Consider the following 26,703-nt stretch of genomic DNA (forward strand, 5'->3'; position numbering starts at 1 on the left):
GGGGCCTCCCGACGGACGGTCTTGCCGACGGGGCCTTACTGGCGGGGCTGCTCGTCCCGGGGGACGTCCTGCTGGTGGGAACCCTGCTCAGTCGAAGCCGGCTCCGTTGAGCGCTGCTCCGTGGAAGCTGGCTCGATTGGGGCCGGCTGGCCCGGCTGGACGGCTTCCTGGGCAGCTTCCGGCTGCTGGGCCGGCTGCGCAGGCCGGCGGACACCGTACTGCGGGCGGCCGTCCGGAAGGTCGGGGAACTGCCCCCGGGGCGTGGTGTTGCCTGCGGGGTCGGCCTCTGCGGGGTTCTGCTGGCCGGCACCGGCCGGGGACTGCCCGGCGGGATCGGAGTCCGGGGAAGGCTGTCCATACGGGTTGGCCCAGCCCGAAGGCCGTTCCGGTGCCTGCGGACCGCCGGCCGGCGGGCGCAGGGCCTCATGGCGGGGGGCCGACGCCGGTGCCTGGGGATGTCCCGCCTGGCCGACCATCGGCAGCCGGTGCAGGAGCTGGCGGGCATCGTTGGCTGCCTCGGGCGCCACGATTACGTCATAGCTGGTGGCAATTACCTGGCTGGTGGAGGTGAAGTCCCTGCGCCCCCGCTGTAGAGCGTAGGCAAGGACACCGAAGAGAACCCAGAACACGGCGCCCAGCGCCATGGACGGAATGAGGGAAATGGCTGCGGCGCTGCCCCCGAACAGCATCAGGGCGAGCCCCACAAAGAGGCCGAACCAGGCACCCGTGGCGGCGCTGGATAGTGCAACCCGCGGGTACGTCAGGCGGCCGGTCACCCGTTCCACGGACTTGAGTTCGTTGCCGACAATCGAAACCAGCTGAACCGGGAACTTGTTGTCGGCAAGGTAATCCACTGCCTTCTGGGCGTCGAGGTAGGCCGTGTAGCGGCCAACTGTTTCGCCCTTGGGCAGGCTGCGGCCCGCATCACGCGGAGGTGTGGCACCAAATAGGTTCGACATTGCTCCATTCTCGCGCATGCCCGCCAAAGAAGGTGAACGTATCGCTGGCAGTGAACGGGAAAGCGTCCGCGTACCCGTTAATACGGCGTTAGGACCGGGCACAAAGTAGCCTAAGAATGTGACTACAAATCCAACCCGTGTCTTTATTGCGCGCCTGCTGGGCCTTGACGTCTTCGACCCCCTGGGTGATCGTCTGGGCAGGCTGCGCGATGCGGTCGTGCTTGACCGCGGGCCGGGTCTCCCGCCCCAGGCCGTGGGCATCGTGGTTGAGGTCCCCGGAAAGAAGCGTGTCTTCGTTCCGCTCACCCGGATCACCTCGATGGATCCCGGACAGATCATCTGCACCGGGCTGGTCAACCTTCGCCGCTTCGAACAGCGTGGAGCAGAGATGCTGGTGGTCGCGGAGCTCTTCGACCGCCGCGTCCAGCTGCGCGACGGCAGCGGTGAAGCCACCATTGAAGACATTGCCATTGAGCAGAACCGCGCCGGGGACTGGTACGTCTCCAACCTTTTCGTCCGCCGCGGCGGCACGGTCTCCCGTCTGCGGTCCCTGCGCCGCCGCGGGGAGCAGATCATCCTGGACTGGAAGGACATCGCCCACTGGGATGCCACCGGCCCCCAGGCCGCGACATCCTTCGTCGCCCAGAACGACGATCTCAAGGCCGCGGACTTCGCCGATGCACTGCACGAAATGAGTGGCAAACGCCGCATCGAAGTAGCCAGCGAACTGCAGGACGAACGCCTCGCAGACGTCCTGCAGGAACTGCCCGACGACGACCAGGTCCAGATCCTGCAGTCCCTGGACGTCGAGCGTGCCGCCGATGTGCTGGAGGAAATGGACCCCGACGACGCCGCGGACCTCCTCAACGAGTTGCCGGAGGAGCAGAAGGAAGAGCTCCTGGCGCTGATGGAGCCCGAAGACGCCCGCGACGTCCGTCGTCTGCTGAACTATGAAGAGGACACCGCCGGGTCGCTGATGACCCCCGTGCCGGTCATCCTTCCGCCGGAGGCAACCGTGGCCGAAGCGCTGGCCCACGTGCGCCGCGAAGAGCTCACGCCTGCCCTCGCGTCCTCCATCTATGTCTGCCGCCCACCGCTGGAAACGCCCACGGGCAAGTACCTCGGCGTCGTGCACATCCAGCAGCTGCTGCGCTCGGCACCGCCGGAGGCACTGGGCAACATCCTGGACTCGGACCTCGAGCCTGTCCGGGACTACGCCACCATCAGCGAAGTGTCCCGGATGCTGGCCACCTACAACTTGAACTCACTGCCGGTGATCAACGACGGCGGACGCCTGGTCGGGGCGGTAACAGTGGACGATGTGCTGGACCACCTGTTGCCGGACGACTGGCGCGTCTCCGACGAAACCGGCCCACTACCGCAGCAGGGAAGGACACATGGCTGAAAAAATCAAGTCAACAACCACCGGCCTCGACACTCCCCGCTCTGCACGGACCCGATGGCTGCCGCGGCTCTCCCCGAACCCCGACGCGTTCGGGCACGCCACGGAGAACTTTGCCCGCTTTATGGGTACTCCGCAGTTCCTGGTCTACATGACGGTTTTTTGCCTCGTGTGGCTGGCGTGGAACACCTGGGGACCGGAGTCCGCCCGCTTTGACAGTGCCGCCCTGGGCTTTACCGTCCTGACGCTGATGCTCTCGCTCCAGGCTTCCTACGCCGCTCCCCTGCTGCTGCTGGCGCAGAACCGGCAGGATGACCGGGACCGCGTCTCCGTCCGGCAGGACCGTGAACGCGCCGAGCGCAACCTCATGGATACGGAATACCTCACGCGGGAAATTGCCGAACTCCGGATCGCCCTGCGTGAAGTCGCCACCCGCGACTATGTCCGCTCGGAAATGCGGAGCCTGCTCGAAGAGCTGCTCGAGGCGAATGACGACCGCGAGGACGGCGGATCACGCCGTCGCCGCCGCAGTGGGGAAAGCACCGACAGCATGCCGAAACTGAATCCCGGCGGGAGGGAACGCTAGAGCCGTGCCAGTATCCGAACCGGCTTCCGGACTGGAAGCACAGGTGCTCCGCGCCCTGGACACTGTCCAGGACCCGGAACTGCGCCGGCCCATCACCGAACTGGGCATGCTCAAGGACGTCCACGTGGATGCCGACGGCGGCGTGGCCGTCGACGTGCTGCTGACCATTGCCGGCTGCCCGCTGCGCGGCACCATCACGGCCGACGTCGAACGCGCACTGGCTGCGGTTCCCGGCGTCGGCGCTGTGACCGTGAACCTCGACGTGATGACCCCGGAGCAGCGCAACGCGCTCAAGGACCGGCTGCGCGGCGGCGACCCGGTGCGGACCATCCCCTTCAACCGCCCCGATTCGCTGACCCGTGTGTACGCGGTGGCCAGCGGCAAGGGCGGCGTGGGCAAGTCCAGCGTCACGGTAAACCTCGCGGCGGCCATGGCCTCGCTCGGACTGCGCGTGGGAATTGTCGACGCCGATGTGCACGGGTTCTCTGTGCCGGGCCTGCTCGGAATCACGCGTCCGCCCACCCGGGTGGACGAGATGATCCTGCCTCCCGTGGCCTACGGCATCAAGACCATCTCGATCGGCATGTTTGTGGACGGCAACCAGCCGGTGGCCTGGCGTGGACCCATGCTGCACCGCGCGCTGGAGCAGTTCCTGACCGATGTGTACTTCGGTGACCTGGACGTCCTGTTCCTCGACCTCCCGCCCGGCACCGGCGATATCGCCATTTCCGTGGGACAGCTCCTGCCCGGCTCGGAAATCCTGCTGGTCACCACTCCGCAGAGCGCAGCCGCGGACGTTGCAGAACGCGCGGGCAGCGTGGCGACGCAGACGGGCCAGAAGGTCACGGGCGTCATCGAAAACATGTCCTGGCTTGCCCTGCCCGGCGGTGAACGCCTCGAGGTGTTCGGATCCGGCGGCGGCGCTGCGGTGTCCGGCCGGCTGGGAGACACCCTGGGCTACCCGGTTCCCTTGCTGGGCAGCATTCCGCTTGATGTTGCGCTCCGCGAAGGCGGTGACGGCGGCCTGCCCGTCGTGCTCGCGGATGCCGTTAATGCTGACGGCGCTGCGGCTAATGCTGACGGCGCTGAAGGAGCCGTGGCCCCGGCTTCGGACACGGCTGCTGCGGAACTGCGGCGGATCGCCGCTGAGCTGGCCCACCGGCCGCGCGGCCTGGCCGGACGGAGCCTTGGGGTCAGCCCGGTCTAGGACCGGGCTACGTGGCTTCCACGTCGAACGGGGCGGGCTGTCCCTCGGCGAGGCGTTCCAGCGGTTTCACCGCAGGGGCCGCTGGAGCTGCTGCGGTTGCCGGCGCGACCGTGGAGGATCCGGCGGACTGCGGTGTGGGGGAAGCTGCGGCGGAAGCGGCCGGCACCCGGGGGGCCGGCGCGGGGCGCCCGCTCACCAGTTTGGCTGCCTCGTCGAAGTCGTCCAGCAGCGCTTCCTTGATGATGCGCCGCGGGTCATATTGCCGCGGGTCCAGCTTCCGCCAGTCCACCTCGTCAATTTCCGGGCCAACTTCTTCCCGCAGTTGTTCGCGGGCTCCGCTGGCCATCCGCCGCACTTCCCGCACCAGCCGGGCAAGCTGCGAGGCGTATTCGGGCAGGCGTTCAGGACCCAGCACCACCACGGCGATTATCGCCAGGAGGATGAACTCGTAACCGTTGATTCCTACCACTCTTGAAGACTACCTTTTCCCGGGAGCAGGGAGCCACTTGCCGGCATCCTAGAGGCTCCAGCCGGTCCGCGCGAAGATGGCGAGCCCCCGGGCTATGCGTTCCATCGGCTCGGGGTCGGCGCCGGCACGGGCCAGGCGCGTGGATTCGAAGCGTGACAGCTCTTCAGCCGCACGGGGCATCGACTTCACGGGCAGGCTGGAATCCAAGGTGTAGGTGACGCTGCCCGCGGCCACTACCTTCTGGCCGGGATGCTCCCCGGACCCAAAAACCGCTGCGCCGGCCGGCGATCCGGCCACGGCAAAGCCATCCGCTGCAACAGTCTGTCCGGTCACGGCATTGATCACCGGCTGATGGTCTTCCCCCGGCAGCGGATGCTGTTCCACGAGCCGGATCCGTTCGCCGTCCCCGGCTAAAATCATTTCGACGGCGGGACGCCCCTGAACGCTCAGGGAACGGGCGGACTCCACGCTGAGTCCAAGCTCGGTGAATTCGGGGCAGGCCCAGCCGTGTGCCCGCAGCAACTGGAGCTGATCCGCTCCGAGGGCCCCTTTACCGGCGACTTCATCCCACCCCGCCCCTACGGCGGCGCGGGCCCCCGCCTGCACCGGGGTTTCGAGGATGCTGCCGGTGATATAGGCGCCGCCAAGAAGCACTGCCCCGGCGGCGGCCACGGCGCCTGCAGCGGCGAACGCATGGCTCCGCCGGGATACCAAAGCGCGCCGCCCGGGCTTCAGCCCGGCAGGTTGCAGCCCGGCAGGTTGAGGACCGGCGGACCGGGCAGCCGCAGCCGCACTCTCGGCTATCCGGGCGGCGAGGTCAGGACCGGCGTCGGGCACCCGAAGCGAACGCAGGCGGCTGCGCAGACGCCGCTCTTCGGAGAGGGCAGCGCGGCAGGCGGCACAGCGAGAGAGGTGTGCCTCAATGGCCTGCTGGCGCCGGGGGGAGTTTTCGCCGTCAAGGTAGTTACGGAGCTGACGCGTGGGGTGTCGCACTACTCAGCTGGCTCCAGCGACACGGGGCAGCGTGAGCCGTGGACGGGCAGCCGGCCGGAGCTGCGGGTCCCGGTGCGCAAGCTTCTCTTTCAGCATTGCGCGGCCGCGGTGGATGCGGGAACGGACCGTGCCCAGCTTGACGTCCAGCGCACGGGCGACCTCATCGTAGGAGAGGCCCTCCAAATCGCACAGCACAACGGCGGCGCGGAAGTCCGGGGGCAGTTCTTCCAGTGCGCGGGCAATATCCACGTCGAGGTTGTTGAACTCGAAGCTGCGCTCCGGTCCCGGGCCGTTGCTCGGCAGCTTGCTGGAGGTTTCCTCAGTCATGCCGTCGAAACGTATCCGGCTGCGGCGCCTTGCCTGGTCCAGGAAGAGGTTGGTGGTGATCCGGTGCAGCCACCCGTCCAGGGTGCCGGGCTGGAAATTGGCCAGCGAGCGGAAGACCCGGACGAAGACTTCCTGGGTCAGGTCCTCGGCGTCGTGCTTGTTGCCGGTCAACCGATAGGCCAGCCGGTACACCTTGGCCGAGTGCGCCTCCACCACTTCCTCCCAAGTGGGACGTACCCATTCCGCGGCCATGTCCGCGGCTGCCGTATTCGGGGTCGTTGCCATAGTCTTCCTCCTTCCTTCCGATCAGAATCACTGCCAAGATCACTCTCAAGACCGGTGCCTGGTCCGGTGCCGCTGCGGGCACGCATCACTGATTAACAATGTTTACGCAACAATCTGGGAGTTGGCTGTTAGCACGCTTCCAGTACTGGGACAAGGCGCCTCCGGCCGTGCGTGCCCGCTTACGCCCGCCTTGCCCTTAAGCTTGTAGAAGCAGGAATTCCTCCGGACCGAAAGTGAAAAAACCCATGCGCGCCGACAAGCAGACCAGTTGGTCCTACACGGAGGCCCTGCCCTCTGAGGATGAGGTGCTGCTCCGCGCGCGTGAACGGTCCTACGAATTGGGTGTCAGCGCCGTCTCCAGCGGTGTTGGTGCCGCCTTGACCGTCCTGGCCGCCGCGAGCAAGGCCACCACGGTCGTCGAAGTCGGCACCGGTGCGGGTGTCTCAGGCGTCTGCCTGCTGCGGGGCCTTGGCCGCAACGCGGTACTGACCACCATCGATTCCGACGTCGACCACCTCCGCGCTGCGCGGGAAGCGTATGCGGAAGCGGGTATTCCGGGCAACCGCACCCGGACCATTTCCGGCCGGGCGGCCGAAGTCCTCCCCCGCCTCACGGATGCCGCCTACGACATGGTGTTCATCGACGCCGACAAGCCCTCCTTCCCGCTCTACGTCACCCAGGCCGTACGGCTGCTCAAGCGTGGCGGACTGCTGGTGGTCAACGATGCGCTGGACCACGGCAAGGTCACCGACCCGGCAGTGCGGGAAGCCACCACTAACACCATGCGCAAGGTGGGCAAGGCCATCCGTGACAATGAAGACCTCGTCTCCGCCCTGCTCCCCACCGGCGACGGCCTGCTGCTGGCAGTGAAGACCGCGTAGAGCCCACTCCACCAGGGCGGCCCGGAAGCGGGGCACCAGGAAAGGCACCACATGATCGAGATCCTGAATCCAACCGAACTGTCCCGGGCGAGGGAAACCGGCGCCCTGGTCGCAGATATCCTGCAGACGATCAAGGGCCGCACCGCGGCCGGCACCAATCTGCTGGACATCGACCGGTGGGCCAGGACCATGATCCTCGAGGCGGGTGCCAAGTCCTGTTACATCGACTATGCGCCGTCCTTCGGACGCGGGCCGTTCGGGCACTACATCTGCACGTCGGTCAACGACGCCGTACTTCACGGACTGCCGCATAACTACGCGCTTGCCGACGGTGACCTGCTGACACTGGACCTGGCTGTCTCCCTCGGCGGAATCGTTGCAGACTCGGCCATCACTTTCATCGTGGGCGGTGTCCAGTCACCGAAGAACGCCGCAATGATCGATGCGACCGAGCGGGCGCTGGCCGCCGGCATAGCAGCGGCCCGGCCCGGTGCCCGTATCGGCGATCTTTCCGCTGCCATCGGTTCGGTCCTCACCGAGGCGGGCTACCCGGTCAATACCGAATTCGGCGGGCACGGTGTGGGATCCACGATGCACCAGGACCCGCACATTGCGAACGCAGGGCGTCCCGGCCGCGGTTATAAGCTGCGTCCCGGACTGCTGCTGGCCCTGGAGCCGTGGGTCATGGCGGATACCGCGGAACTGGTCACCGATGCGGACGGGTGGACCCTCCGCAGCGCCACGGGCTGCATGACGGCGCACAGCGAACACACGGTGGCCATCACCGCCGACGGCGCGGAAATCCTCACCCTCCCGAAGGGATCCGCCGCCTAGCCTGCCTGGCGCAGGCCGGCAAGGTAGGACAGCAGCAGCCGCACCCCGAACCCGGTGGCCCCCTTGGTCAATTCGCGGCTGTCCTTAGTGGCACGCGACGGACCGGCAATGTCGACATGCGCCCACGGGACGCCGCCGGTGAACTTCTCCAGGAACAGTGCGGCAACAATCGCGCCGGCACCGAACTTCGCTTTGACGGGCGCAATGTGGGAGACATCGGCGATATCGGAGTCCAGCACGTAGCCGTACTCGGCCACCAGCGGCAGCTGCCACACGGCGTCGCCCGAGCTCTCGCCTGCAGCCTCCAGCCCGGCCAGCAGCCCGGGCGCATTACCGAACAGGGCCGCATGGTGCATTCCAAGCCCCAAGGCGGCGGCACCGGTCAGTGTGGCCACATCCACCAGGACATCCGGAGCCAGTTCCGCTGCGGCGTAGGCCAGGGCGTCGGCGAGGACCATGCGGCCCTCAGCGTCGGTATTCCCGACCTCAACGGTGGTCCCGTTGTAGGTGGTGACGACGTCGGCGGGCCGGTAGGAGGCGGCGCCGATGGCGTTCTCGGCCAAGGCCAGTACGGCCGTGACCCGAACGGGAAGCTGCAGCACGGCCGCAGCCTCCGCCACCGCCAGTACGGCTGCGGCACCGGCCATATCCGTCTTCATGGTCATCATGGCGTCCCGCGGCTTCAGCGAGATTCCGCCGGAGTCAAAAGTGATCCCCTTGCCGACGAGCACCACGTGCGGCAGGTCCTCGCCGTCGGGCAGGTACGCGGCTTCCACCAGCCGGGGCGGGTGCTCGGATCCGGAGCCGACGGCCAGCAGCCCGCCAAAACCTTCGGCACGCAGTTCGTCCTCGCCGCGCACGCGCACGGTCAGCCCGCTACGGCCGGCTATTACGCGGGCCTGCTCCGCGATCCACTCCGGGGTGGCTGTTTCGGCCGGCGTGTTCGTCAGGTCGCGTGCCGTCCAGACGGCCCGTGCGGTCGCGAGGGCACGTGCGGCTGCGGACCCGTCCAGGCCGGTCAGCTCAAGGTGCTCCGCGATGGGGGCCGGCGCCTTGGTGATACCGGACCGGGGCGGACGGTAACCGCCGAGCAGGAACCCTTCAATGAAGGCTTCCTGGGCAGCCGGTTCAAGACCGTCGACGACGCTGGCACGGACCCGGCGGGCACCCATGGTCGCGCGGGCAAGACCGGCACCGGCGCGGCGCAGTTCGGCCGGAGATTCATCGCCGGCGCCCACATAGATCAGCTTTCCGGGCAGGCCTGCGTCCTCGCGGGGAGGTTCGATCACCAGGATGTCGCCGGCTTTGCCGGTGACCTTGGCGCTGCGGGCGCGTGCGGCGACGTCGGCCCCATACCGGACCGCCGCCTCGACAGCGCCGCGCCGTGGCTGCGGAACCGGGTCCGCCGCCTCGTCCATGTCCTCCGGTCCCGACCCGGCCGGTGGCGGAGTCATGGCCACGGCGAGGATATCCACGCCTTCAGCCGGGTCAGGCTTCAGTCCGGTGCCGGACTCCGCCCTGCCCGTGCGCATGTTCAACCCTGCCAGGGCAGTGACTTCCGGCAGTGATGCGGTGACGTAGGGCGATACCGGAGCAGATCCGGTCCTGGCTGAAGACTTTGGAGGCAGCTGCATGGATTAAAGGCTAGCCCGTAACACCCAGAAGGCAGTCCTTCAGCTTTCCGGCTTCTTCCACATTAAGCTCGACCACCAGGCGTCCGCCCCCGTCTATGGGCACCCTCAAAATGAGGCTGCGCCCTTCCTTTGTAACCTCCATAGGCCCGTCGCCCGTACGTGGTTTCATCGCAGCCATTTCGAGATTCCCCTTTCACAGCGCCCGGTTTACCCGGACTACCTGTAATCCGCTGCCGCTGGAAGTAAAATATCCGCCCGGCAATTGCTGTCATTATTCCGCACAAGTAGCCGGCAAACGAAATTTCGTGTGTTGCGGGCCACAGACTAGGGCGGATAGTCCCCGCCACCGGGTAATTCCGTCCACCTCCACAGCCATACCACCCAGACAATCTGCAGTACGGCGAACGCTGCGGCAACGGTCCCCCGGTACGCCCTGGACCGGCTCAGCCAGGCCGCGGAGAGCGCCAGCGGAAACAGCGGAAGCAGAAGGCGGAAGGTACTTGTCTGCGGATTCAGGAATACCAGCAGATAAAGGACATAGGCCGCACACCATAACTGCAGTTCCAGTCCCAGCCGCCGGACCGGTTCCGACGTGAGGTAGAGCGCCACGGCCACCAGCAAAGCTCCCAGAACCACGGGACCGAACAGCGGCCCAAAGAGGTTCCCGGTCATGGTCAGCCAGGGTTTGAACGGCACGAGATTGCCGAACCGCCAGGCACTTTCCGTGTCGGTATAGGCGCGAAGGTCTCCGGTGGACACCCATGCGATCACCGGCCAGGCCAGCGCCGAGACTCCGGCCGCACCGGCAAGAGCCAGAAGCCGCCAGGCCTGCCGGGCGGGAAAGCCGACCTGCCGCCTGCGGAGGAACCGAACCGCCAGCACCAGCCCGACCGCGAGCGCAAAGGGAACGCCGACGGGCCGGGAAAGGCACATCAGCGCCACCACCGGAATGGCGGTGAGGTAGCGGCCGGCCACAAACAGATACAGCGATCCCGCGAGCAGGAGCAGGTTCAGCGACTCCGCGTACGGAACCTGCAGGATCGGGGACACGGGGAAGACGGCCACAAACAGCACCGCCCACATCGCGGTGCCCTTCCCCGCACGCAGCCGGAACAACCGGTAGATGACGAGTGCGGCGGCAAAACCGGCGGCAGTGGCCGCCACCGGGGCCAGGACATTCCAGCCCAGGCCGGTACCGGCGTCGAGCACGCGCACCAGCAGCGGAAACAGCGCGTAGAAGGCCCACTCGTTCTCCACCGCGTTACCGGCCGCGTCCCGCGGGACGCTATCCGGATAGCCGTCCGCGAAGATCCGTGAATACCACTCGCCATCCCAGATATTGATGAATTCCCAGTACGACGGCGACGCGTCCCACCACGGTCCGGCAGGCTGGAACCGGGCGGCGGCGGCGAGCACCGCACAGGAGAAGAGCCGGGCGGCTGCCCACAGCGAAAGGACCTGCAGATACCAGGGCCAGCGCGTCAGGGCTGCGCCGGCACGGCCCGCCGCCGCCTTTGCCCGGTGGACCGTGTCCAGGGGTGCTTCAGCTTCCATCGCGTACCCAGCAGTCGGCGAGGTGGTCGTTCACGTAGCCGGTCGCCTGGAGCATTGCATAGGCGGTAACCGGCCCTACAAACCGGAAACCGCGTTTTTTCAGGTCCTTGGCCAGGGCGGCGGAGTCCGGGGTCGCTGCGGGGACGTCATCAAGGGTCTTCGGCGCGGGACTGTCCGCCGGGGCGCGGTACCGGGCCAGCAGGCCGCCGAGGCTTTCGTTGGCAGGGAGCTCCAGAAGGGCCCGCGCATTGTTGATCACGGCATCGATTTTGGCGGCGTTGCGCACTATCCCGGCATCGGCCAGCAACCGCTGCCGGTCGGCGTCGCCAAAGGCTGCCACCGCCCGCGGTTCGAAGCCGGCGAAGGCGGCACGGAACGCCTCCCGCTTGCGCAGGATGGTGATCCAGCTCAGCCCGGACTGAAAGGCTTCAAGGCTCAACCGTTCGAAGAGGGCTGCCTCGCCCTCCACGGCACGCCCCCATTCGGTGTCGTGGTAGTGCTGGTAGTCCGCACTGGCGAGCGCCCAGCCGCAGCGCAGCCGTCCGTCGGCCCCTGGTTCTGCGCTCATGAAGCGTCTCCGCCGGGAGCGGCATCCGGTCCCGCAGCCTCCAGCCGGGCGATGCGGGCGTCCCGTTCGGCCAGGGCGCCGGCCAGCCGGTCCAGCACCGCATCCACCTGGTCCATCCGGTATCCGCGCAGGGCCACCGAGAACCGGAGGCGGGACACATCACCGGCCGCGGGGTGCTCCGGCAGCAGCACGGGCGGCAGGCGGGGATCCGGCTCCGGCAGGCCCTGGGCGTCCGTGATGACGCCTGCGCCGGGGATTCCGGGGCGCAGCCTTCCGATACCGAACACGGCCGCCACACCCAGCACGGCGATGGCAAGGAATACCAGCAGGAGAGTCACAGGACAATCGTGCCAGATGCGCGGGCCTGCGGGCCGTGGCGGCGGGGGTCAGGGTGAAACGTGTCCGGCGCTGTCGGCAATCATCAGCCGCACGGCGTCGGCCGGGTCGTCCACCACGTGCAGCAGCTTGAGGTCGGCTTCGCCCACCATCCCCTCGGCCAGCAGGGTCTCCCTGATCCACCCAAGCAGCGGATTCCAGAACTCCGTGCCGATCAGCACGATCGGGAACGAGGTCACCTTCTGCGTCTGCACCAGGGTCATGGCCTCGAAGAGCTCATCCAGGGTCCCGAACCCGCCCGGCAGGACGATGAAGCCCTGCGCGTACTTGACGAACATGGTCTTGCGTACGAAGAAGTACCGGAAATTAACCCCCAGGTCCACCCACTCGTTCAGCCCCGTCTCGAAGGGGAGCTCGATGCCGAGGCCCACGGACAGGCCGTCGGCGCCCACCGCCCCCTTGTTCGCGGCTTCCATGGAACCCGGTCCGCCGCCGGTAATCACTGCCAGGCCTGCCTCGGCCAGCAGCCTGCCCACCTCTTCGCCAAGCTTGTAGTACCGGGAGCCGGGAACGCTCCGCGCGGACCCGAACACGCTTACGGCTGGCCCGAGTTCGGAGAGGGTGCCGAAACCTTCCACGAATTCGCTCTGGATCCGCAGCACCCGCCAGGGGTCGGTGTGGGTGAAATGGGTTCCGTCGGACGAATCCAGCAGGAACCGGTCCGACTGGGGGGCCAGGGCCGCGCCCCGGCGCAGCTCCACCGGCCCCCGCTTGCGCGGATGATCAGAAGGTGTGGGACGGGGGTCTTCACTCATAGGCATTCCTCTAGGCTAGCCGTGATGGCGCCGCTGGCAACGCGGCCGGCGACGTCGGCCGGCGCTGCGCCGAACAGGTTGCGCTTACGTCACAATTACCTCCCCTGGTGGCCCGTGACACACGCCGGCAATAAACAATGGTTAGATTTTCCTTATGACCAGTGACACATCCCCAGGTATATCCGTGCCTGAATCCGCTGCACCGCTTGTTTCGCTGAAGAACGTGAACAAGCATTTCGGGGACCTCCATGTCCTGCAGAACATCAATCTCGACATTGCCCGCGGCGAGGTAGTGGTGGTGATCGGGCCCTCCGGGTCCGGCAAGTCAACCCTGTGCCGTGCCATCAACCGGCTCGAGACCATCGACGACGGCGAAATCACCGTTGACGGCGCCGTCCTGCCGTCGGAAGGCAAGGCGCTTGCCAAGCTGCGCGCCGACGTCGGCATGGTCTTCCAGTCCTTCAACCTGTTCGCCCACAAGTCCATCGTGGACAACGTCTCCCTGGGTCCGGTCAAGGTCCGCAAGTCCAAGCCGGCCGAAGCCAAGAAGCTGGCCATGGAGCTGCTCGAACGCGTGGGTGTTGCCAACCAGGCAAACAAACTCCCCGCACAGCTCTCCGGCGGACAGCAGCAGCGTGTGGCCATTGCCCGCGCGCTGGCCATGAAGCCCAAGGTCATGCTCTTCGACGAGCCCACCTCCGCCCTGGACCCGGAAATGATCAACGAGGTCCTGGACACCATGGTCGGTCTGGCGAAGGACGGCATGACCATGGTCGTGGTTACCCACGAAATGGGCTTCGCCCGCAAGGCTGCGGACCGGGTGATCTTCATGGCCGACGGACAAATCGTCGAGGAAGGCACCCCCGAGGAATTCTTCACGAACCCGAAGAGCGACCGCGCCAAGGACTTCCTGGGCAAAATCCTCTCCCACTAAACCGTTCCAAGCACTACACGCTCCACCAGCAGTACCGGGGTTTCACCAGTTGGGGGCAACCCTTATGAGGCTAGGTCCTCCGCTTTTGCGCGGAGGACCGCAATGCAAGGAGAAAAACATGCGCAAGACCCGTTACGCCGCAGCGGCCATCGCCGCCGCCGCAGCACTGACCCTGTCCGCCTGTGGCGGCGGTTCCGATGAGGCCGGCTCCGAGTCCGGCAGCACCGAGGGCGCCGGCGAGCAGATCCGCATCGGCATCAAGTTCGACCAGCCGGGCCTGGGCTTCGACGAGGGCGGCAGCTACTCCGGCTTCGACGTCGACGTCGCCAAGTACGTCGCCAACGAGCTGGGCTACCCCGAGGACCGGATCGAGTTCATCTCCAGCCCCTCCGCCCAGCGCGAGAACATGCTCGAGAACGACCAGCTGGACATGATCTTCGCGACCTACTCCATCACTGACGCCCGCAAGGAAAAGGTTGCTTTCGCAGGACCCTACTTCGTGGCCGGCCAGGACCTTCTGGTTCCCGCCGACAGCGACATCACCGGACCCGACGACCTGGACGGCAAGAACCTTTGCTCCGTCACCGGCTCCACGTCCGCGCAGAAGATCAAGGACAACTACTCCGCAGGCGTAAACCTGCTGGAGCAGCCGAGCTACGCCGAGTGCGTTACCGCCATGCAGGGCGGCTCCATTGACGCCGTCACCACTGACGACATCATCCTCGCCGGCCTGGCGTCCACCGACGCCAACAAGGGCGAATTCAAGGTTGTCGGCAACACCTTCTCCGAGGAGAAGTACGGCGTCGGCCTGCCGAAGGCAGGCGGCCTCGTCAAGTGTGAGGACGTCAACGCAGCCATCACCAAGATGGTCGAAGAGGGTGCGTGGGAGGAAGCCATCAAGAAGAACACTGAAGGCGCCGACTACAAGTTCAACGAAGACCTGAACCCGCCCACGCCGGACGCCTGCGCCTAGTTCCTGAACGTTCCACCCCCGCGGGGAAGCCGGATCCTGGTCCGGCTTCCCCGTTGCGGGTTTTCTTCCACCGTAAAGAGGTGACACATGGAGGGTTTCACTGCCCTCTTCGATCAGTACGACGTCGTCGGCGCTTTCTGGGTCAATATCCAGCTCGCGTTCTGGGCGGCGCTCTGGTCGCTGATACTTGGTACCGTGCTGGCACTGATGCGGATCTCACCGATCCCCAGCCTGCAGTGGTTCGGTGCCGCCTATGTCAACATTTTCCGCAACACGCCGCTGACCATCATCATGGTGTTCGGTTCGCTTGCGCTGTGGTCGCAGCTGAACGTCAGCCTCTCGAGCGACTTCACCACCAACTTCTTCCGCCTGGCCGTGCTGTCCCTGACCATTTACCACGCAGCGTTCTTCTGCGAGGCCATCCGCAGCGGCGTTAACACCGTTCCGCTGGGACAGGCTGAAGCCGCACGTGCCATCGGACTGGGCTTCCTGCCGGCCGCCGGCCTGATCATCATGCCGCAGGCCTTCCGCGGAGCCATCGCCCCGATGGGCAACGTGCTGATTGCCCTGGTGAAGAACACCACCGTGGCTGCCACTGCCGGTGTTGCCCTGGAAACCTCCAGCGTGATGAAGACAATGATTGAGTTCTCCCCCAACCTGATGACGCAGATCTTCCTCACCTTTGCGATTGGCTACGTCATCATCGTCATCCCCATCGGCCTGCTCACCACCTGGGCTTCGAAGAAACTGGCGGTCGCACGATGAGCGCGCAGAATGTCCTGTTTGATGCTCCCGGTCCCAAAGCCCGCCGGAACATCAGGATCGGCAATGTCCTGGGCGTGCTGCTGATTGCCGCACTGCTCTGGACGGCTGTCTCCGGGCTCGCGGACAAGGGCCAGTTCGACGCGGCAAAGTGGACGCCCTTCCTGGAATGGCGGACGTGGGAGTTCTTCCTGCTTCCGGGCCTGCTTTCCACGCTGAAGGCCGCCGCCGTTGCCGTGGTGACGTCGGTTGTTTTCGGCCTTCTCTTCGGCATTGGCCGGTTGTCCAGCTTCAAGCCGGTCAGCTGGGTCTGCGGGATCGTGGTGGAATTCTTCCGCGCCGTTCCCGTCCTGCTGATGATGGTGTTCTTCTACCAGTTCCTCTCGAAGAACACTTCGGTGGAACCGGCACAGGTTCCCTTCGTGGCGGTGGTCATTGCCCTGACGCTCTACAACGGTTCGGTGATTGCCGAGTTGGTACGCTCCGGCGTCTACGGGCTGCCGAAGGGCCAGCGCGAGGCAGGCCTCGCCATTGGCCTCACCCCCGGACAGTCGCTGCGCAGCATCGAGATGCCGCAGGCACTGGTTGCCATGCTGCCGGCACTGCTGAGCCAGTTCGTGGTGATCCTCAAGGACTCCGCCCTGGGCACCTTCATCGGCTACACCGAGCTGCTGGACTACGCCCGGCGCCTGGCGGCGGGTGAAGGCAACATCCTGCCCGCCCTGCTGATTACCGCGGCAATCTTCATCGCCCTCAACTGGCTGCTCACCTTCGCTGCCGGACGCCTCTCCCGGCGCCTGGGCGCCCGCGCGGGCAAGGTGCTGAAGATCGAGGAGACCCTCGAACCCGAAGGCGTTACTCCGGTACCGGCTACGGCACCGGCAAAGGGTGCGGCCAACTAGCCCCCACCCGGACACAGAACACAAAAGGAGGGGACCGGCACTGCCGGTCCCCTCCTTTTGTGCTGTTTTCCTGCCGGCGGTCCTAGCCCAGCCAGGAACGCAGTGCCGCGCGGCAGTCCCGGATGGCGCCCGCGCGGACGTGCTCGTTATCCGTGTGGGCGAGCAGGGCATCCCCGGGACCGAAGTTCACTGCCGGGATCCCCAGTTCACTGAACCGGGCGACGTCGGTCCAGCCGTATTTCGGCTTGGGCTCGGCACCCACCGCGGCCACGAACGACGCGGCGGCCGGGAGGTTCAGCCCCGGCCGGGCTCCGGCGGCGGCGTCCGTGCGGACGACGTCGAACCCTGCCAGCAGTTCGCGGACGTAGGCGTCGGCCTCCTCGATGCCCTTGTCCGGGGCAAAGCGGTAGTTGATCTCCACCGTGGCCGCGTCCGGGATCACGTTGCCGGCGCTCCCGCCCCAGATCCGCACGGCGTTCAGGGATTCGCGGAAGTCCAGTCCCTCCACGGAAACCGTGGCCGGTGAATGGTCGCGCAGCCGTACCAGGATCTCCGCGGCTGCGTGGATGGCGTTCTCCCCCATCCAGGCCCGGGCCGAGTGCGCCGCCCTGCCGGTAGTGGTGGCATGGAAACGCATGGTGCCGTTGCAGCCGCCCTCGACCGTGCCGTTGGTGGGTTCCAGGAGGACTGCGAAGTCCGCCTTCAGCCAGTCCGGGTGGCTTTCGGCCAGCCGGCCGAGTCCGCTGAGCGAGGCCTCCACTTCTTCGTGATCGTAGAAAATGTAGGTGACATCCCTGGCCGGGTCGGTAAGGGAAGCCGCCAGCGCCAGCTGGACCGCCACGCCGCCCTTCATATCGGTGGCGCCGCGGCCGTACAGGATCTCCCCGTCCCACGACGACGGCACGGTTCCGCGCGAGCCGGGCACCGTCGGCAGCGGCACGGTATCCAGGTGCCCGGCGAGGATGACCCGCTCGGCCCGCCCGAGCCGGGTCCTGGCCACAACGGAGTCCCCGTCCCGGGACACCTCAAGGTGCGGGTAGGCGCGCAGGGCGGTTTCAACGGCGTCGGCGAGGGCGGTTTCGTTTCCGGAGACGCTCTCGTAGTCCATCAGGGCGGCCGTCAGGTCCGCCACATCACCGGCAAGGTCCAAGGATGGCAAGGCTGCAGAAGTCACCACCCCACAGTACCGCTCGGTAGACTGGGGCCCATGACTTCAAGCGCTGCCCCCACCCCCGCTGAAACCATCCGCACCGCCTCGGGCCTTGGCCTGGCCACCGTCACTTCCGACGGTGTTGTGCTGGATACCTGGTTCCCGCGCCCCCTGCTGGGCGCCTCCGCTTCCGACCCGGCCCTGCAGGCCGACCTTGAAGCCGCGGCCGCTGCCATGGCCGACGGCATCCGCGGCACGCACGGCGAGGTGCTGTCCGTCCAGGTGGACCTGGACGCCGCCCCATCGGATACCGCCGACGCCTACCTTCGCCTGCACCTGCTCTCCAGCCGCCTGGTGCAGCCGAACAGCATCAACCTGGACGGCATTTTCGCCGCCCTGCCCAACGTCGTCTGGACCAACTACGGCCCGTGCGCGGTCGCCGACTTCGAGGCTGTCCGCCTGCGGCTGCGCAGCCGCGGCCCCGTGACCGTCTTCGGCGTGGACAAGTTCCCCCGTATGACCGACTACGTCCTGCCCTCCGGTGTGCGGATTGCCGACGCCGGCCGGGTCCGGCTGGGAGCGCACCTGGCCGAAGGCACCACGGTGATGCACGAAGGCTTCGTGAACTTCAATGCCGGCACCCTCGGCACCTCGATGGTCGAAGGACGCATTTCCGCCGGCGTAGTGGTGGGTGACGGGACCGACGTCGGCGGCGGAGCCTCCATCATGGGCACCCTTTCCGGCGGCGGCAAGAAAAAAATCACGCTGGGTGAACGGGTGCTCCTGGGCGCCAACTCCGGCGTCGGCATCAGCATCGGTGACGACAGTGTGGTCGAGGCCGGCCTGTACGTCACTTCCGGCACCCGGGTGTCCGTGCAGGACGGCGGCGAGCCGCGGCTGGTGAAGGCTGCTGAACTCTCCGGCGTGCCGAACCTCCTGTTCCGCCGTAACTCCACCACCGGTGCCGTAGAGGCACTCCCCCGCAACGGACGCACCGTGGAGCTGAACTCCGCGCTGCACGCGAACTAGCAGGCCAGTCCGATGCAACTGCTCCAGCAGCATGAGACCCGCAGCTTCCGCGTGCTGGTCCTGCTGCTGGTGCTGTGCCTCGCTGCGTTCGCCGCGTTGTTCGCGGCGTCCGCGCTCTCGGGCAGGAAGCAGGCGCCGGTGATTGCCGAACGCTGCATCGCTGTCGTCGGCGGCGCGGAATACCGGCTGACGCTCGAGCAGGCCGCGCACGCCTCGACTATTTCCGGCGTGGCGGTGGCCCGCGGGCTGCCGCCGCGCGCCGTCTCGATAGCCCTGGCCACCGCCCTGCAGGAATCGGGGCTGCGCAACGTGGATTACGGTGACGACGCCGGCCCGGACTCCCGCGGACTCTTCCAGCAGCGCCCCTCCCAGGGCTGGGGCAGCCAGGAACAGATCATGGACCCGGTGTACGCCGCAAACGCGTTCTACAACGGGCTGGAGCAGGTGCCCGGCTACCTGGACCTCCCGATCACGGAGGCGGCCCAGACCGTCCAGCGCAGCGCCTTCCCGGATGCCTACGCCAAACACGAAGGACCTGCCCGGGCCTTCGCGTCCGCCCTGACCGGGCAGACCCCCGCCGCCCTGTCCTGCACCCTGCACACCCCGACTGCCACCGCTGACCCCGCGCAGAGCGCTGCGGCCGTCGAGGAAGTCTACGGGCCGCTCAACGGTTCCGTCCTGGGCCCGCTGTACCTGGCCGACGTCGAGGGCGCCTACGGCTGGTCCATTGCGCAGTGGTTTGTCGCCAATGCCAAGGCGCTCGGCATCGAGTCGGTGGCGTACGAGGGGCGGACCTGGCATCAGGGCAGCGCTGTCTGGGAGGAATCGGACGCCGTCGCCGGGCAGGTTGCCGTCACCGCGTTTACCCTCCCCGCGGAATAATCCGGCCGACCCAGCGGCCTTCCACCGCGGATGCCGCCGGGCAAGCGTTTAGGCTTAGAAGCATGCGCATTCTAGTCACCGGTGGCACCGGTTATATCGGATCCCACACCACGCTGGCCCTGCTCGAAGCGGGCCACGACGTGGTGGTTGTGGACAACCTCCTGAACTCCAGCGAAGAGTCACTCCGGCGCGTCCAGGAGCTGACCGGCCGTAAGGCCGAGTTCATCAAGGCAGACCTGCTGGACGAGGCCGCGCTGGAGGCGGTTTTCGACAGCCGGCCCATCGACGCCGTCATCCACTTCGCCGGGCTGAAGGCCGTGGGCGAATCCGTGGCGAAACCGCTGTATTACTACTCCAACAACGTGGTCGGCACCATCAACCTGCTGCACGCCATGGACCGGCACGACGTCCGGACCATCGTCTTCAGTTCCTCGGCGACCGTCTACGGGGCATCCGAAGAGGTTCCCCTCACCGAGGACTCCCCCATGGACGCCGTGAACCCGTACGGCCGCACCAAGGAGCAGATCGAGGACATCCTCAGCGACCTCGGTGCCGCCGACGAACGGTGGAACGTTGCCCTGCTGCGCTATTTCAACCCCGCAGGCGCCCACGAGTCCGGCCGTATCGGCGAGGACCCCACCGGCACCCCGAACAACCTGCTGCCGTTCGTGGCGCAGGTAGCCGTCGGCCGCCGCGAGAAGGTTATGGTCTTCGGCAACGACTACCCCACGCCGGACGGCACCGGCGTCCGCGACTACATCCACGTGGTGGACCTCGCCGCCGGCCACCTGGCCGCCCTCAACTTCCTGGGCGAAACCCCGGGCGTCCACCGCTGGAACCTGGGCACCGGCAACGGCTCCTCCGTCCTGGAGGTCCTCTCCGCCTTCTCCGCCGCAGCCGGTAAGGAAATCCCGTACGAATTCGCCGCCCGGCGTCCGGGCGACGCAGCCGTCAGCTACGCCGACCCCGCCGCAGCGCACGCGGATCTGGGCTGGCGAGCCGAGCGCACGCTGGAAAGCATGTGCGAGGACCACTGGCGCTGGCAGAAGAACAACCCCGAGGGTTACGCCGCCGAATAATTTCTGCGTTGCAGGCCCTGCCAGGCGCCGGCAGCAAAGGCAGGCGCCGGCAGCAAAGGCAGGCGCCGGCAGTAAAGAAAAACAGAAGGTCCCCGGAATTTTCCGGGGACCTTCTGTCTTTTATGTTTTTGCGTGTTTTTGCAGTGGATCAGCGCTGCGGGTAGCTGCGCTCCGGGGCACCCGTGTAGAGCTGGCGCGGGCGGCCGATCTTGGTCTGCGGATCCTGCATCATTTCGCGCCACTGGGCAATCCAGCCCGGCAGGCGGCCAATGGCGAACAGCACCGTAAACATCTTCTCGGGGAAGCCCATGGCCTTGTAGATCAGGCCCGTGTAGAAGTCCACGTTCGGGTACAGCTTGCGCTCGATGAAGTAATCATCGGCCAGGGCCTTCTCTTCCAGGCGCATGGCGATATCCAGCAGCTCGTCGTTGCCGCCGAGCTTGGCGAGGATGTCGTGGGCGGTGGCCTTGACGATCTTGGCGCGCGGATCGTAGTTCTTGTAGACGCGGTGCCCGAAGCCCATGAGCTTCACGCCGTCTTCCTTGTTCTTGACCTTCTCCATGAACGCCTCCGGCTGCATGCCGGTGGACTGGATGTCCCGCAGCATGTTCAGCACGGCTTCGTTGGCACCGCCGTGGAGCGGGCCGAAGAGGGCGCTGATGCCGGCGGAGACGGACGCGAACATGTTGGCGTTGGAGCTGCCCACCAGGCGGACAGTGGAGGTGGAGCAGTTCTGCTCGTGGTCCGCGTGCAGGATCAGCAGCAGGTCCAGGGCCTTCACCAGGTCGGGATCGATTTCATACGGCTCGGCCGGCAGGCCGAAGGACAGACGCATGAAGTTCTCCACCAGGTTCATGGAGTTGTCCGGGTAGAGCATCGGCTGGCCGATGGACTTCTTGTGCGCGTAGGCAGCAATCACGGGCAGCTTCGCCATGAGGCGGACCGTGGAGAGCTCCACCTGTTCCTCATCGAACGGGTCCAGGGAGTCCTGGTAGAAGGTGGAGAGGGCGCTGACTGCCGAGGACAGCACCGGCATCGGGTGCGCATCGCGCGGGAATCCGCCGAAGAAGCCCTTGAGGTCTTCGTGGAGCAGGGTGTGGCGGCGGATCCGCTGGTCGAAGTTCTCCAGCTCGGTGGGGGTCGGCAGTTCCCCGTAGATCAGCAGGTAGGAGGTCTCGAGGAAGCTGGAGTGCTTTGCCAGCTGCTCGATCGGGTAGCCGCGGTAGCGCAGGATGCCCTGGTCGCCGTCGATGTAGGTGATCGCGGAGGTGGTGGCCGCCGTGTTCATGAAGCCGGGGTCAAAAGTGACGGTGCCGGTCTGCTTCAGCAGCTTGGAAACGTCGTAACCGTTGTTTCCCTCAGCTGCGGCAACGCGGGGCAGTACAAGCTCATCTTCCGGGTTTGGCCCGTACTGGAGCTTGGCACTTGGTTGCTCAGTCATTAATTCTCCTTTAGGAGTTTTCGAAACCGCCGCTATGTACATCCGCTTCCGGCGGACATAGTGCATTCCACTAAACTATTTCGCTAAAACGCTACCGGTTTCAGTGCCCTTACCACTAATCGGGGCGGGTACTGTTGTACAAGCGCAACATGGGCTGCCGCGTTATGCCGGTGCAGTGCCTAATACTATTCCCGCGCGGTCGATGCTGCGTGCAGGCGGTCTGCGGCTGCATTGACGCCCTCGTCCGTGCCGGTCAGGGCGATCCGGACAAAGCCAGCCCCTGCGTCACCGTAGAAAACACCCGGCCCCACCACTATGCCCAGTTCCGCGAAGCGTGCCACGGTTGCCCAGGTGTCCGCTCCCGCACTCGCCCACAGGTACAGCCCGGCCTCGGAATGTTCAATCTTCAGTCCGAACGCCTCGAGCGCCGGCACCAGCCGGTTCCGGCGGGAACGGTAGAGGTCCTTCTGTGCGGCCACGTGCACATCATCGCGCAGTGCTGCGGCCATGGCCGCCTGCACCGGTGCGGGCACAATCATCCCGGCGTGCTTGCGGCTGTTGACCAGGTTGGCAATGAGCGCCGGATCGCCGGCGGTGAAGGCGGCACGGTAACCGGCCATGTTCGATTGCTTGCTGAGCGAATACACCGCGAGCAGGGAGTCGGTGCTCCCGCCGCTGACCCGCGGATCCAGGATGCTGGGGACGGGTTCTCCGCCAACAGCAGGGTCCCACTGGCCCCAGCCGAGTTCGGCATAGCATTCGTCGGAGGCGACCACGGCGCCCACGGCCCGCGCTTCTTCCACGAGCGCACGCAGCGACTCGGCCGAGCGCACGATTCCGGTGGGGTTGCCCGGGGAGTTTACCCAGACCAGCCGTACACGGGCACGGGTCTGTTCGTCCAGGTCAGAGAGGTGGTCGGCGGCCACCGCCGTCGCGCCGGCAAATACCGCGCCCATGTCGTAGGTGGGGTAGGCGACCACGGGACGGACGACGACGTCGCCCTCCCCCAGTCCCAGGAGCAGCGGCAGCCACGCGACGAGCTCCTTCGAGCCCACGGTGGGCAGCACAGCCTCGGGATCCAGTCCGGGGACGTTCCGGCGCCGGGCGAACCACTCCACGACGGCGGCACGCAGATCTGCGGTGCCGTGCGTGGTGGGATACCCCGGGGCGTCCGACGCCGCCGCCAGCGCCTCACGGACGACGGCGGGAGTGGGGTCCACGGGCGTGCCGATGGAGAGGTTCACGGCACCGCCGGGATGCTCGGCGGCCCGGCGCTGGTATGGCGCCATGGCGTCCCAGGGGTATTCCGGCAGGTCCAGCCCGAAAGCCCGGGACGCCGCCACGCTCATGCCTGGTTCTGCGGCGGCAGGGCCGCAATGATCGGGTGGTCCATGTGGGTGTTGCCTACCTTGGCGGCACCGCCCGGCGAGCCAAGCTCATCGAAGAACTCAACGTTGGCCTTGTAGTAGTCGGCCCATTCCTCGGGAGTGTCGTCTTCGTAATAAATGGCCTCCACCGGGCAGACGGGTTCGCAGGCGCCGCAGTCGACGCATTCGTCCGGGTGGATGTAGAGGGAGCGTTCGCCTTCATAGATGCAGTCCACGGGGCACTCTTCAATACATGCCTTGTCTTTTACATCCACGCACGGCTGCGCAATTACGTACGTCACGTCCCTTGCCTTCCTGATCTGCGGACCGTCGGCCGGTAGGACGGCGGGTCGCTGGGTGTTGGTTCCACGTTAGTAGCCTTGTCCATTATCTCCCAGCCGGAGCGTCCCCGTGACTACGGCCCCGCCATAGGATGGGAGCATGACCTCCTCCGAACCAGCCGCCGTGCTGCGCGGCCTGCAGCCCGGGGTGCGCGTGGTGGTGCGATACCGCATCGAAGGCGGCCTGACCGATGCGCTCGGCACGCTCAGCAGCATCGGGGCCGGCGAGTGCACCGTATCCACCCGGCGCGGCGACGTCGTCATTCCCTACCCCCTGGTGACGGCCGCCAAGACCGTACCGCCCGCTCCCCCTCGCCGGGCTGCCCGGACGCGTCCGCTCTGACCCTGAAGATCCCATGACAAAGGCCGCCGGAACAATGTTCCAGCGGCCTTCCTACATACTTTTTGGGTTCTGCGGCGCCTAGGCTGCGGTCCCGGCTGCGCGGTCGCGGCCCAGCACCCGTGCACAGGCCAGCACAGCGATGACCGTGGCGACGGCCTGGCCGAAAAGCCACACCACGCCCGCGGTAACCACCGGAGGCTGTTCCTCCGCAGAGGAACCGGTCACGATCAGCGGAACCTCGCTGACGAGGTCCAGGGAGAAAAGCCCCAGCAGCAGGTAGGTGATGACGCCGGTCGCGGCACTCAGCAACGCGCTGCGCTGCCACAGCCCGACCAGCAGCGCCACGGCACTGCTGAACACCACTGCCAGCAGGGCACCGACCGGCAGCCCGTTATCGCCGGCGTAGACCACGTGACTGTGCAGGGACGTACCCAGCACCGCCGCGAGGAGTCCGCCGGCAACGGCGGCAAGAGGCCCCCGCCAGCGCGGGGACCTCTTGCCGGATTCAGCCGAAGTGGAAATGACTAGGCCTTGGCGCGGGCGCGGTTGGCCTTGGCCCGGTCGTTGGCGTTCAGGACCAGCTTGCGGATGCGGATCGCTTCCGGGGTGACCTCGACGCATTCGTCCTCACGGGCGAATTCAAGCGACTCTTCCAGGGTGAGCTTCCGCGGCGGGGTGAGGTTCTCGAAGGTGTCCGAGGACGCAGCACGCATGTTGGTGAGCTGCTTTTCCTTCGTGATGTTCACGTCCATGTCATCGGCGCGGGAGTTCTCGCCGACGATCATGCCTTCGTAGACCTCGGAGGTGGGCTCCACGAAGAAGGAACCGCGTTCCTGCAGCTTGATCATGGCGAACGGGGTGACGACGCCGGAGCGGTCGGAGATCAGCGAACCGTTGGTGCGGTACTCGATCGGGCCGGCCCAAGGCTCGTAGCCCTCGGCGATGGACGAGGAGATGCCGGCGCCGTGGGTTTCCGTGAGGAACTTGGTGCGGAAGCCGATCAGGCCGCGGGCGGGAACGATGAATTCCATGCGGACCCAGCCGGTGCCGTGGTTGGCCATGTTGACCATGCGGCCCTTGCGGACGGCCATCAGCTGCGTGACCGCACCCAGGTATTCCTCGGGTACGTCGATGGTCATGTGCTCCATCGGCTCGTTGACCTTGCCGTCAACGATCTTGGTGACCACCTGCGGCTTGCCGACAGTCAGCTCGAAGCCTTCGCGGCGCATCTGCTCCACGAGAATGGCCAGCGCGAGCTCGCCGCGGCCCTGGACTTCCCAGGCATCCGGACGCTCGGTCGGAAGAACCTTCAGCGACACGTTGCCGATGAGTTCCTTGTCGAGGCGGTCCTTGACCTGGCGGGCGGTGACCTTGGCGCCCTTGACCCGGCCGGCCAGCGGCGAGGTGTTGATACCGATGGTCATGGAGATCGCAGGATCATCCACGGTGATCAGCGGCAGCGGCTTGGGGTTGTCGACGTCGGTCAGGGTCTCACCAATGGTGATGTCCTCGATACCGGCGACGGCAACGATCTCGCCCGGTCCGGCGGATTCGGTCGGAACCCGGTCCAGTGCCTTGGTGGCCAGCAGTTCGGTGATCTTGACGGTCTTCATGGTGCCGTCGTGGCGGGCCCAGGCAACGGTCTGGCCCTTGCGCAGGGTGCCGTTGAAGATACGCAGCAGGGCCAGGCGGCCGAGGAACGGGGAGGCATCCAGGTTGGTGACGTGCGCCTGAAGGACACCTTCGGGATCGTACGTGGGGGCGGGGATGTGCTCGAGGATCGTCTGGAACAGCGGTTCCAGGTTGTCATTCGCGGGAGCGTCGCCGTCGGCCGGCTGTTCCAGGGAAGCGGCACCGACGCGGGCGGCGGCGTACACAACGGGAACGTTCAGGATCAGGTCAAGGTCAAGGTCCGGAACTTCGTCGGCGAGGTCGGAGGCGAGGCCGAGCAGCAGGTCCATGGACTCGCTGACAACTTCGTCGATCCGGGCATCGGGACGGTCGGTCTTGTTGACCAGAAGGACTACCGGCAGCTTCGCGGCCAGCGCCTTACGCAGCACGAAACGGGTCTGCGGCAGCGGGCCCTCGGATGCGTCAACGAGGAGGACAACGCCGTCGACCATGGACAGGCCGCGCTCGACCTCGCCGCCGAAGTCGGCGTGGCCGGGGGTGTCGATGACGTTGATGGTGATGGTTTCACCCTTGGCAGCCGGACCGTTGTAGAACACGGTGGTGTTCTTGGCCAGGATGGTGATGCCCTTTTCGCGCTCCAGGTCACCGGAGTCCATCACGCGGTCTTCCACGTCACCGTGGGCGGCAAACGAGTTTGTCTGCTTCAGCATGGCGTCGACGAGGGTCGTCTTACCGTGGTCAACGTGGGCCACAATCGCAACGTTGCGGAGATCGCTTCGTACTGCGGTATTTACAGCCGTGTTGGTTTCTGACATGCGTGAGGACTCAATTCATAGGAGATCAGTTCGGGGTGTATCTTTTTCGGCCGGATTGGTACCGGCGTTTTCCGGCTGTTCTGTACGAATGCTGATTCAATCGCTTGCTCAATCACCAGTCAGAATCCACCGAAGGCCCCGCCGTCAGCGGGCACGCTAACATTCTAGTCGCAATACCATACGATCCCTAATGCGGCCCGCAG

Annotated in this window: 29 protein-coding genes; 13 read left to right on the plus strand and 16 right to left on the minus strand. The window is 66.4% G+C overall.

Annotated elements, in window-relative coordinates; genetic code table 11:
- Positions 1-35: 35 nt before the first annotated feature.
- Positions 36-959 (minus strand): YflT domain-containing protein, encoded by a 924-nt coding sequence (locus QNO03_RS05405; RefSeq protein WP_289602369.1) that lies wholly within the window; start codon positions 957-959, stop codon positions 36-38.
- Between the two features lie 118 nt (positions 960-1,077).
- On the opposite strand from QNO03_RS05405, the gene QNO03_RS05410 reads away from it, so the two are divergent.
- The 3 genes from QNO03_RS05410 to QNO03_RS05420 are packed head-to-tail and all read left to right on the plus strand — an operon-like array spanning position 1,078 to position 4,154.
- Positions 1,078-2,364 carry a magnesium transporter MgtE N-terminal domain-containing protein gene (locus QNO03_RS05410; protein WP_229950326.1) on the plus strand — a complete coding sequence of 429 codons (1,287 nt, stop codon included), beginning with the start codon at positions 1,078-1,080 and terminating at the stop codon, positions 2,362-2,364.
- A complete protein-coding gene (locus QNO03_RS05415) occupies positions 2,357-2,947 on the plus strand; it encodes a DUF1003 domain-containing protein (RefSeq protein WP_229950324.1) in 591 nt (196 codons plus the stop codon). Before QNO03_RS05410 ends, QNO03_RS05415 begins: the two co-directional genes overlap by 8 nt.
- 4 nt (positions 2,948-2,951) lie before the next feature.
- Complete coding sequence (locus QNO03_RS05420) at positions 2,952-4,154, plus strand: Mrp/NBP35 family ATP-binding protein (protein WP_289602370.1); 1,203 nt, start codon at positions 2,952-2,954, stop codon at positions 4,152-4,154.
- Positions 4,155-4,161: 7 nt separating this feature from the next.
- Here QNO03_RS05420 and QNO03_RS05425 read toward each other — a convergent pair whose 3' ends face one another.
- Genes QNO03_RS05425 through sigE form a run of 3 tightly spaced genes read right to left on the minus strand, consistent with a single transcriptional unit; the run spans position 4,162 to position 6,228 of the window.
- Positions 4,162-4,623 (minus strand): twin-arginine translocase TatA/TatE family subunit, encoded by a 462-nt coding sequence (locus tag QNO03_RS05425; RefSeq protein ID WP_229950320.1) that lies wholly within the window; start codon positions 4,621-4,623, stop codon positions 4,162-4,164.
- A 48-nt stretch (positions 4,624-4,671) separates the two neighbouring features.
- Entirely contained in the window at positions 4,672-5,616 is a 945-nt protein-coding gene (locus QNO03_RS05430) for a zf-HC2 domain-containing protein (RefSeq protein ID WP_289602371.1), read from the minus strand.
- 3 nt (positions 5,617-5,619) lie between these two features.
- The gene (gene sigE, locus QNO03_RS05435; RefSeq protein WP_229950316.1) at positions 5,620-6,228 is read right to left on the minus strand and encodes an RNA polymerase sigma factor SigE; all 609 of its coding nucleotides are present in this window, start codon (positions 6,226-6,228) and stop codon (positions 5,620-5,622) included.
- 245 nt (positions 6,229-6,473) lie between these two features.
- On the opposite strand from sigE, the gene QNO03_RS05440 reads away from it, so the two are divergent.
- Entirely contained in the window at positions 6,474-7,109 is a 636-nt protein-coding gene (locus QNO03_RS05440) for an O-methyltransferase (protein ID WP_229950314.1), read from the plus strand.
- A 51-nt stretch (positions 7,110-7,160) separates the two neighbouring features.
- A complete protein-coding gene (map, locus tag QNO03_RS05445) occupies positions 7,161-7,943 on the plus strand; it encodes a type I methionyl aminopeptidase (protein ID WP_289602372.1) in 783 nt (260 codons plus the stop codon).
- Here the strand turns inward: map and QNO03_RS05450 are convergent.
- The 6 genes from QNO03_RS05450 to QNO03_RS05475 all read right to left on the minus strand — a co-directional run bounded on the left by QNO03_RS05450 (position 7,940) and on the right by QNO03_RS05475 (position 12,850).
- On the minus strand, positions 7,940-9,577 hold the full coding sequence (locus QNO03_RS05450; protein ID WP_289602373.1) for a leucyl aminopeptidase family protein: 1,638 nt from the start codon (positions 9,575-9,577) through the stop codon (positions 7,940-7,942). The genes map and QNO03_RS05450 overlap by 4 nt on opposite strands.
- A gap of 10 nt (positions 9,578-9,587) precedes the next feature.
- Positions 9,588-9,755, minus strand: a complete 168-nt coding sequence (locus tag QNO03_RS05455; RefSeq protein WP_146361313.1) for a DUF3117 domain-containing protein — start codon at positions 9,753-9,755, stop codon at positions 9,588-9,590.
- Between the two features lie 146 nt (positions 9,756-9,901).
- Positions 9,902-11,131: a hypothetical protein gene (locus QNO03_RS05460; protein WP_289602374.1), complete on the minus strand. Its 1,230-nt coding sequence runs from the start codon at positions 11,129-11,131 to the stop codon at positions 9,902-9,904.
- Positions 11,121-11,699, minus strand: coding sequence for a DNA-3-methyladenine glycosylase I (locus QNO03_RS05465; RefSeq protein ID WP_289602375.1), 579 nt, complete (start codon positions 11,697-11,699; stop codon positions 11,121-11,123). The genes QNO03_RS05460 and QNO03_RS05465 overlap by 11 nt, the downstream gene beginning before the upstream one ends.
- Complete coding sequence (locus tag QNO03_RS05470; protein WP_289602376.1) at positions 11,696-12,037, minus strand: DivIVA domain-containing protein; 342 nt, start codon at positions 12,035-12,037, stop codon at positions 11,696-11,698. The genes QNO03_RS05465 and QNO03_RS05470 overlap by 4 nt, the downstream gene beginning before the upstream one ends.
- A gap of 48 nt (positions 12,038-12,085) precedes the next feature.
- Positions 12,086-12,850 carry an LOG family protein gene (locus QNO03_RS05475; RefSeq protein ID WP_289602377.1) on the minus strand — a complete coding sequence of 255 codons (765 nt, stop codon included), beginning with the start codon at positions 12,848-12,850 and terminating at the stop codon, positions 12,086-12,088.
- A gap of 154 nt (positions 12,851-13,004) precedes the next feature.
- Between QNO03_RS05475 and QNO03_RS05480 the strand changes: the two genes are divergently transcribed.
- The 4 genes from QNO03_RS05480 to QNO03_RS05495 all read left to right on the plus strand — a co-directional run bounded on the left by QNO03_RS05480 (position 13,005) and on the right by QNO03_RS05495 (position 16,421).
- Positions 13,005-13,784 (plus strand): amino acid ABC transporter ATP-binding protein, encoded by a 780-nt coding sequence (locus QNO03_RS05480; RefSeq protein WP_289602378.1) that lies wholly within the window; start codon positions 13,005-13,007, stop codon positions 13,782-13,784.
- Between the two features lie 118 nt (positions 13,785-13,902).
- Positions 13,903-14,757: a glutamate ABC transporter substrate-binding protein gene (locus tag QNO03_RS05485; protein ID WP_289602379.1), complete on the plus strand. Its 855-nt coding sequence runs from the start codon at positions 13,903-13,905 to the stop codon at positions 14,755-14,757.
- 87 nt (positions 14,758-14,844) lie between these two features.
- Positions 14,845-15,522, plus strand: coding sequence for an amino acid ABC transporter permease (locus tag QNO03_RS05490; protein ID WP_229950297.1), 678 nt, complete (start codon positions 14,845-14,847; stop codon positions 15,520-15,522).
- Positions 15,519-16,421, plus strand: a complete 903-nt coding sequence (locus tag QNO03_RS05495; protein ID WP_289602380.1) for an amino acid ABC transporter permease — start codon at positions 15,519-15,521, stop codon at positions 16,419-16,421. The genes QNO03_RS05490 and QNO03_RS05495 overlap by 4 nt, the downstream gene beginning before the upstream one ends.
- Positions 16,422-16,503: 82 nt before the next feature.
- Here the strand turns inward: QNO03_RS05495 and dapE are convergent, their stop codons facing one another.
- A complete protein-coding gene (dapE, locus tag QNO03_RS05500) occupies positions 16,504-17,598 on the minus strand; it encodes a succinyl-diaminopimelate desuccinylase (RefSeq protein ID WP_502874546.1) in 1,095 nt (364 codons plus the stop codon).
- Between the two features lie 30 nt (positions 17,599-17,628).
- Here dapE and dapD point away from each other — a divergent pair, with 30 nt between their 5' ends.
- The 3 genes from dapD to galE all read left to right on the plus strand — a co-directional run bounded on the left by dapD (position 17,629) and on the right by galE (position 20,561).
- The gene (gene dapD / locus QNO03_RS05505; protein WP_289602382.1) at positions 17,629-18,600 is read left to right on the plus strand and encodes a 2,3,4,5-tetrahydropyridine-2,6-dicarboxylate N-succinyltransferase; all 972 of its coding nucleotides are present in this window, start codon (positions 17,629-17,631) and stop codon (positions 18,598-18,600) included.
- Positions 18,601-18,612: 12 nt separating this feature from the next.
- The gene (locus tag QNO03_RS05510) at positions 18,613-19,482 is read left to right on the plus strand and encodes a VldE C-terminal domain-containing protein (RefSeq protein ID WP_289602384.1); all 870 of its coding nucleotides are present in this window, start codon (positions 18,613-18,615) and stop codon (positions 19,480-19,482) included.
- 62 nt (positions 19,483-19,544) lie between these two features.
- The gene (gene galE, locus QNO03_RS05515; protein ID WP_229950289.1) at positions 19,545-20,561 is read left to right on the plus strand and encodes a UDP-glucose 4-epimerase GalE; all 1,017 of its coding nucleotides are present in this window, start codon (positions 19,545-19,547) and stop codon (positions 20,559-20,561) included.
- Positions 20,562-20,709: 148 nt separating this feature from the next.
- Here galE and QNO03_RS05520 read toward each other — a convergent pair whose 3' ends face one another.
- The 3 genes from QNO03_RS05520 to fdxA form a co-directional block, all read right to left on the minus strand.
- Entirely contained in the window at positions 20,710-22,002 is a 1,293-nt protein-coding gene (locus tag QNO03_RS05520; RefSeq protein ID WP_229950287.1) for a citrate synthase, read from the minus strand.
- A 185-nt stretch (positions 22,003-22,187) separates the two neighbouring features.
- Complete coding sequence (gene dapC, locus QNO03_RS05525) at positions 22,188-23,351, minus strand: succinyldiaminopimelate transaminase (RefSeq protein WP_289602387.1); 1,164 nt, start codon at positions 23,349-23,351, stop codon at positions 22,188-22,190.
- Positions 23,348-23,671: a ferredoxin gene (gene fdxA, locus QNO03_RS05530; RefSeq protein ID WP_229950282.1), complete on the minus strand. Its 324-nt coding sequence runs from the start codon at positions 23,669-23,671 to the stop codon at positions 23,348-23,350. Before fdxA ends, dapC begins: the two co-directional genes overlap by 4 nt.
- Positions 23,672-23,810: 139 nt before the next feature.
- On the opposite strand from fdxA, the gene QNO03_RS05535 reads away from it, so the two are divergent.
- Positions 23,811-24,053 (plus strand): putative acetyltransferase, encoded by a 243-nt coding sequence (locus tag QNO03_RS05535; RefSeq protein WP_289602388.1) that lies wholly within the window; start codon positions 23,811-23,813, stop codon positions 24,051-24,053.
- A gap of 78 nt (positions 24,054-24,131) precedes the next feature.
- Here QNO03_RS05535 and QNO03_RS05540 read toward each other — a convergent pair whose 3' ends face one another.
- Both QNO03_RS05540 and typA read right to left on the minus strand, forming a co-directional pair.
- Positions 24,132-24,491 (minus strand): hypothetical protein, encoded by a 360-nt coding sequence (locus QNO03_RS05540; protein ID WP_289602389.1) that lies wholly within the window; start codon positions 24,489-24,491, stop codon positions 24,132-24,134.
- Between the two features lie 86 nt (positions 24,492-24,577).
- Positions 24,578-26,500 carry a translational GTPase TypA gene (gene typA, locus QNO03_RS05545; RefSeq protein ID WP_229950276.1) on the minus strand — a complete coding sequence of 641 codons (1,923 nt, stop codon included), beginning with the start codon at positions 26,498-26,500 and terminating at the stop codon, positions 24,578-24,580.
- Positions 26,501-26,703 lie beyond the last annotated feature (203 nt).

Source organism: Arthrobacter sp. zg-Y877 (assembly GCF_030373105.1).
Taxonomy (GTDB): Bacteria; Actinomycetota; Actinomycetes; order Actinomycetales; family Micrococcaceae; genus Arthrobacter_B.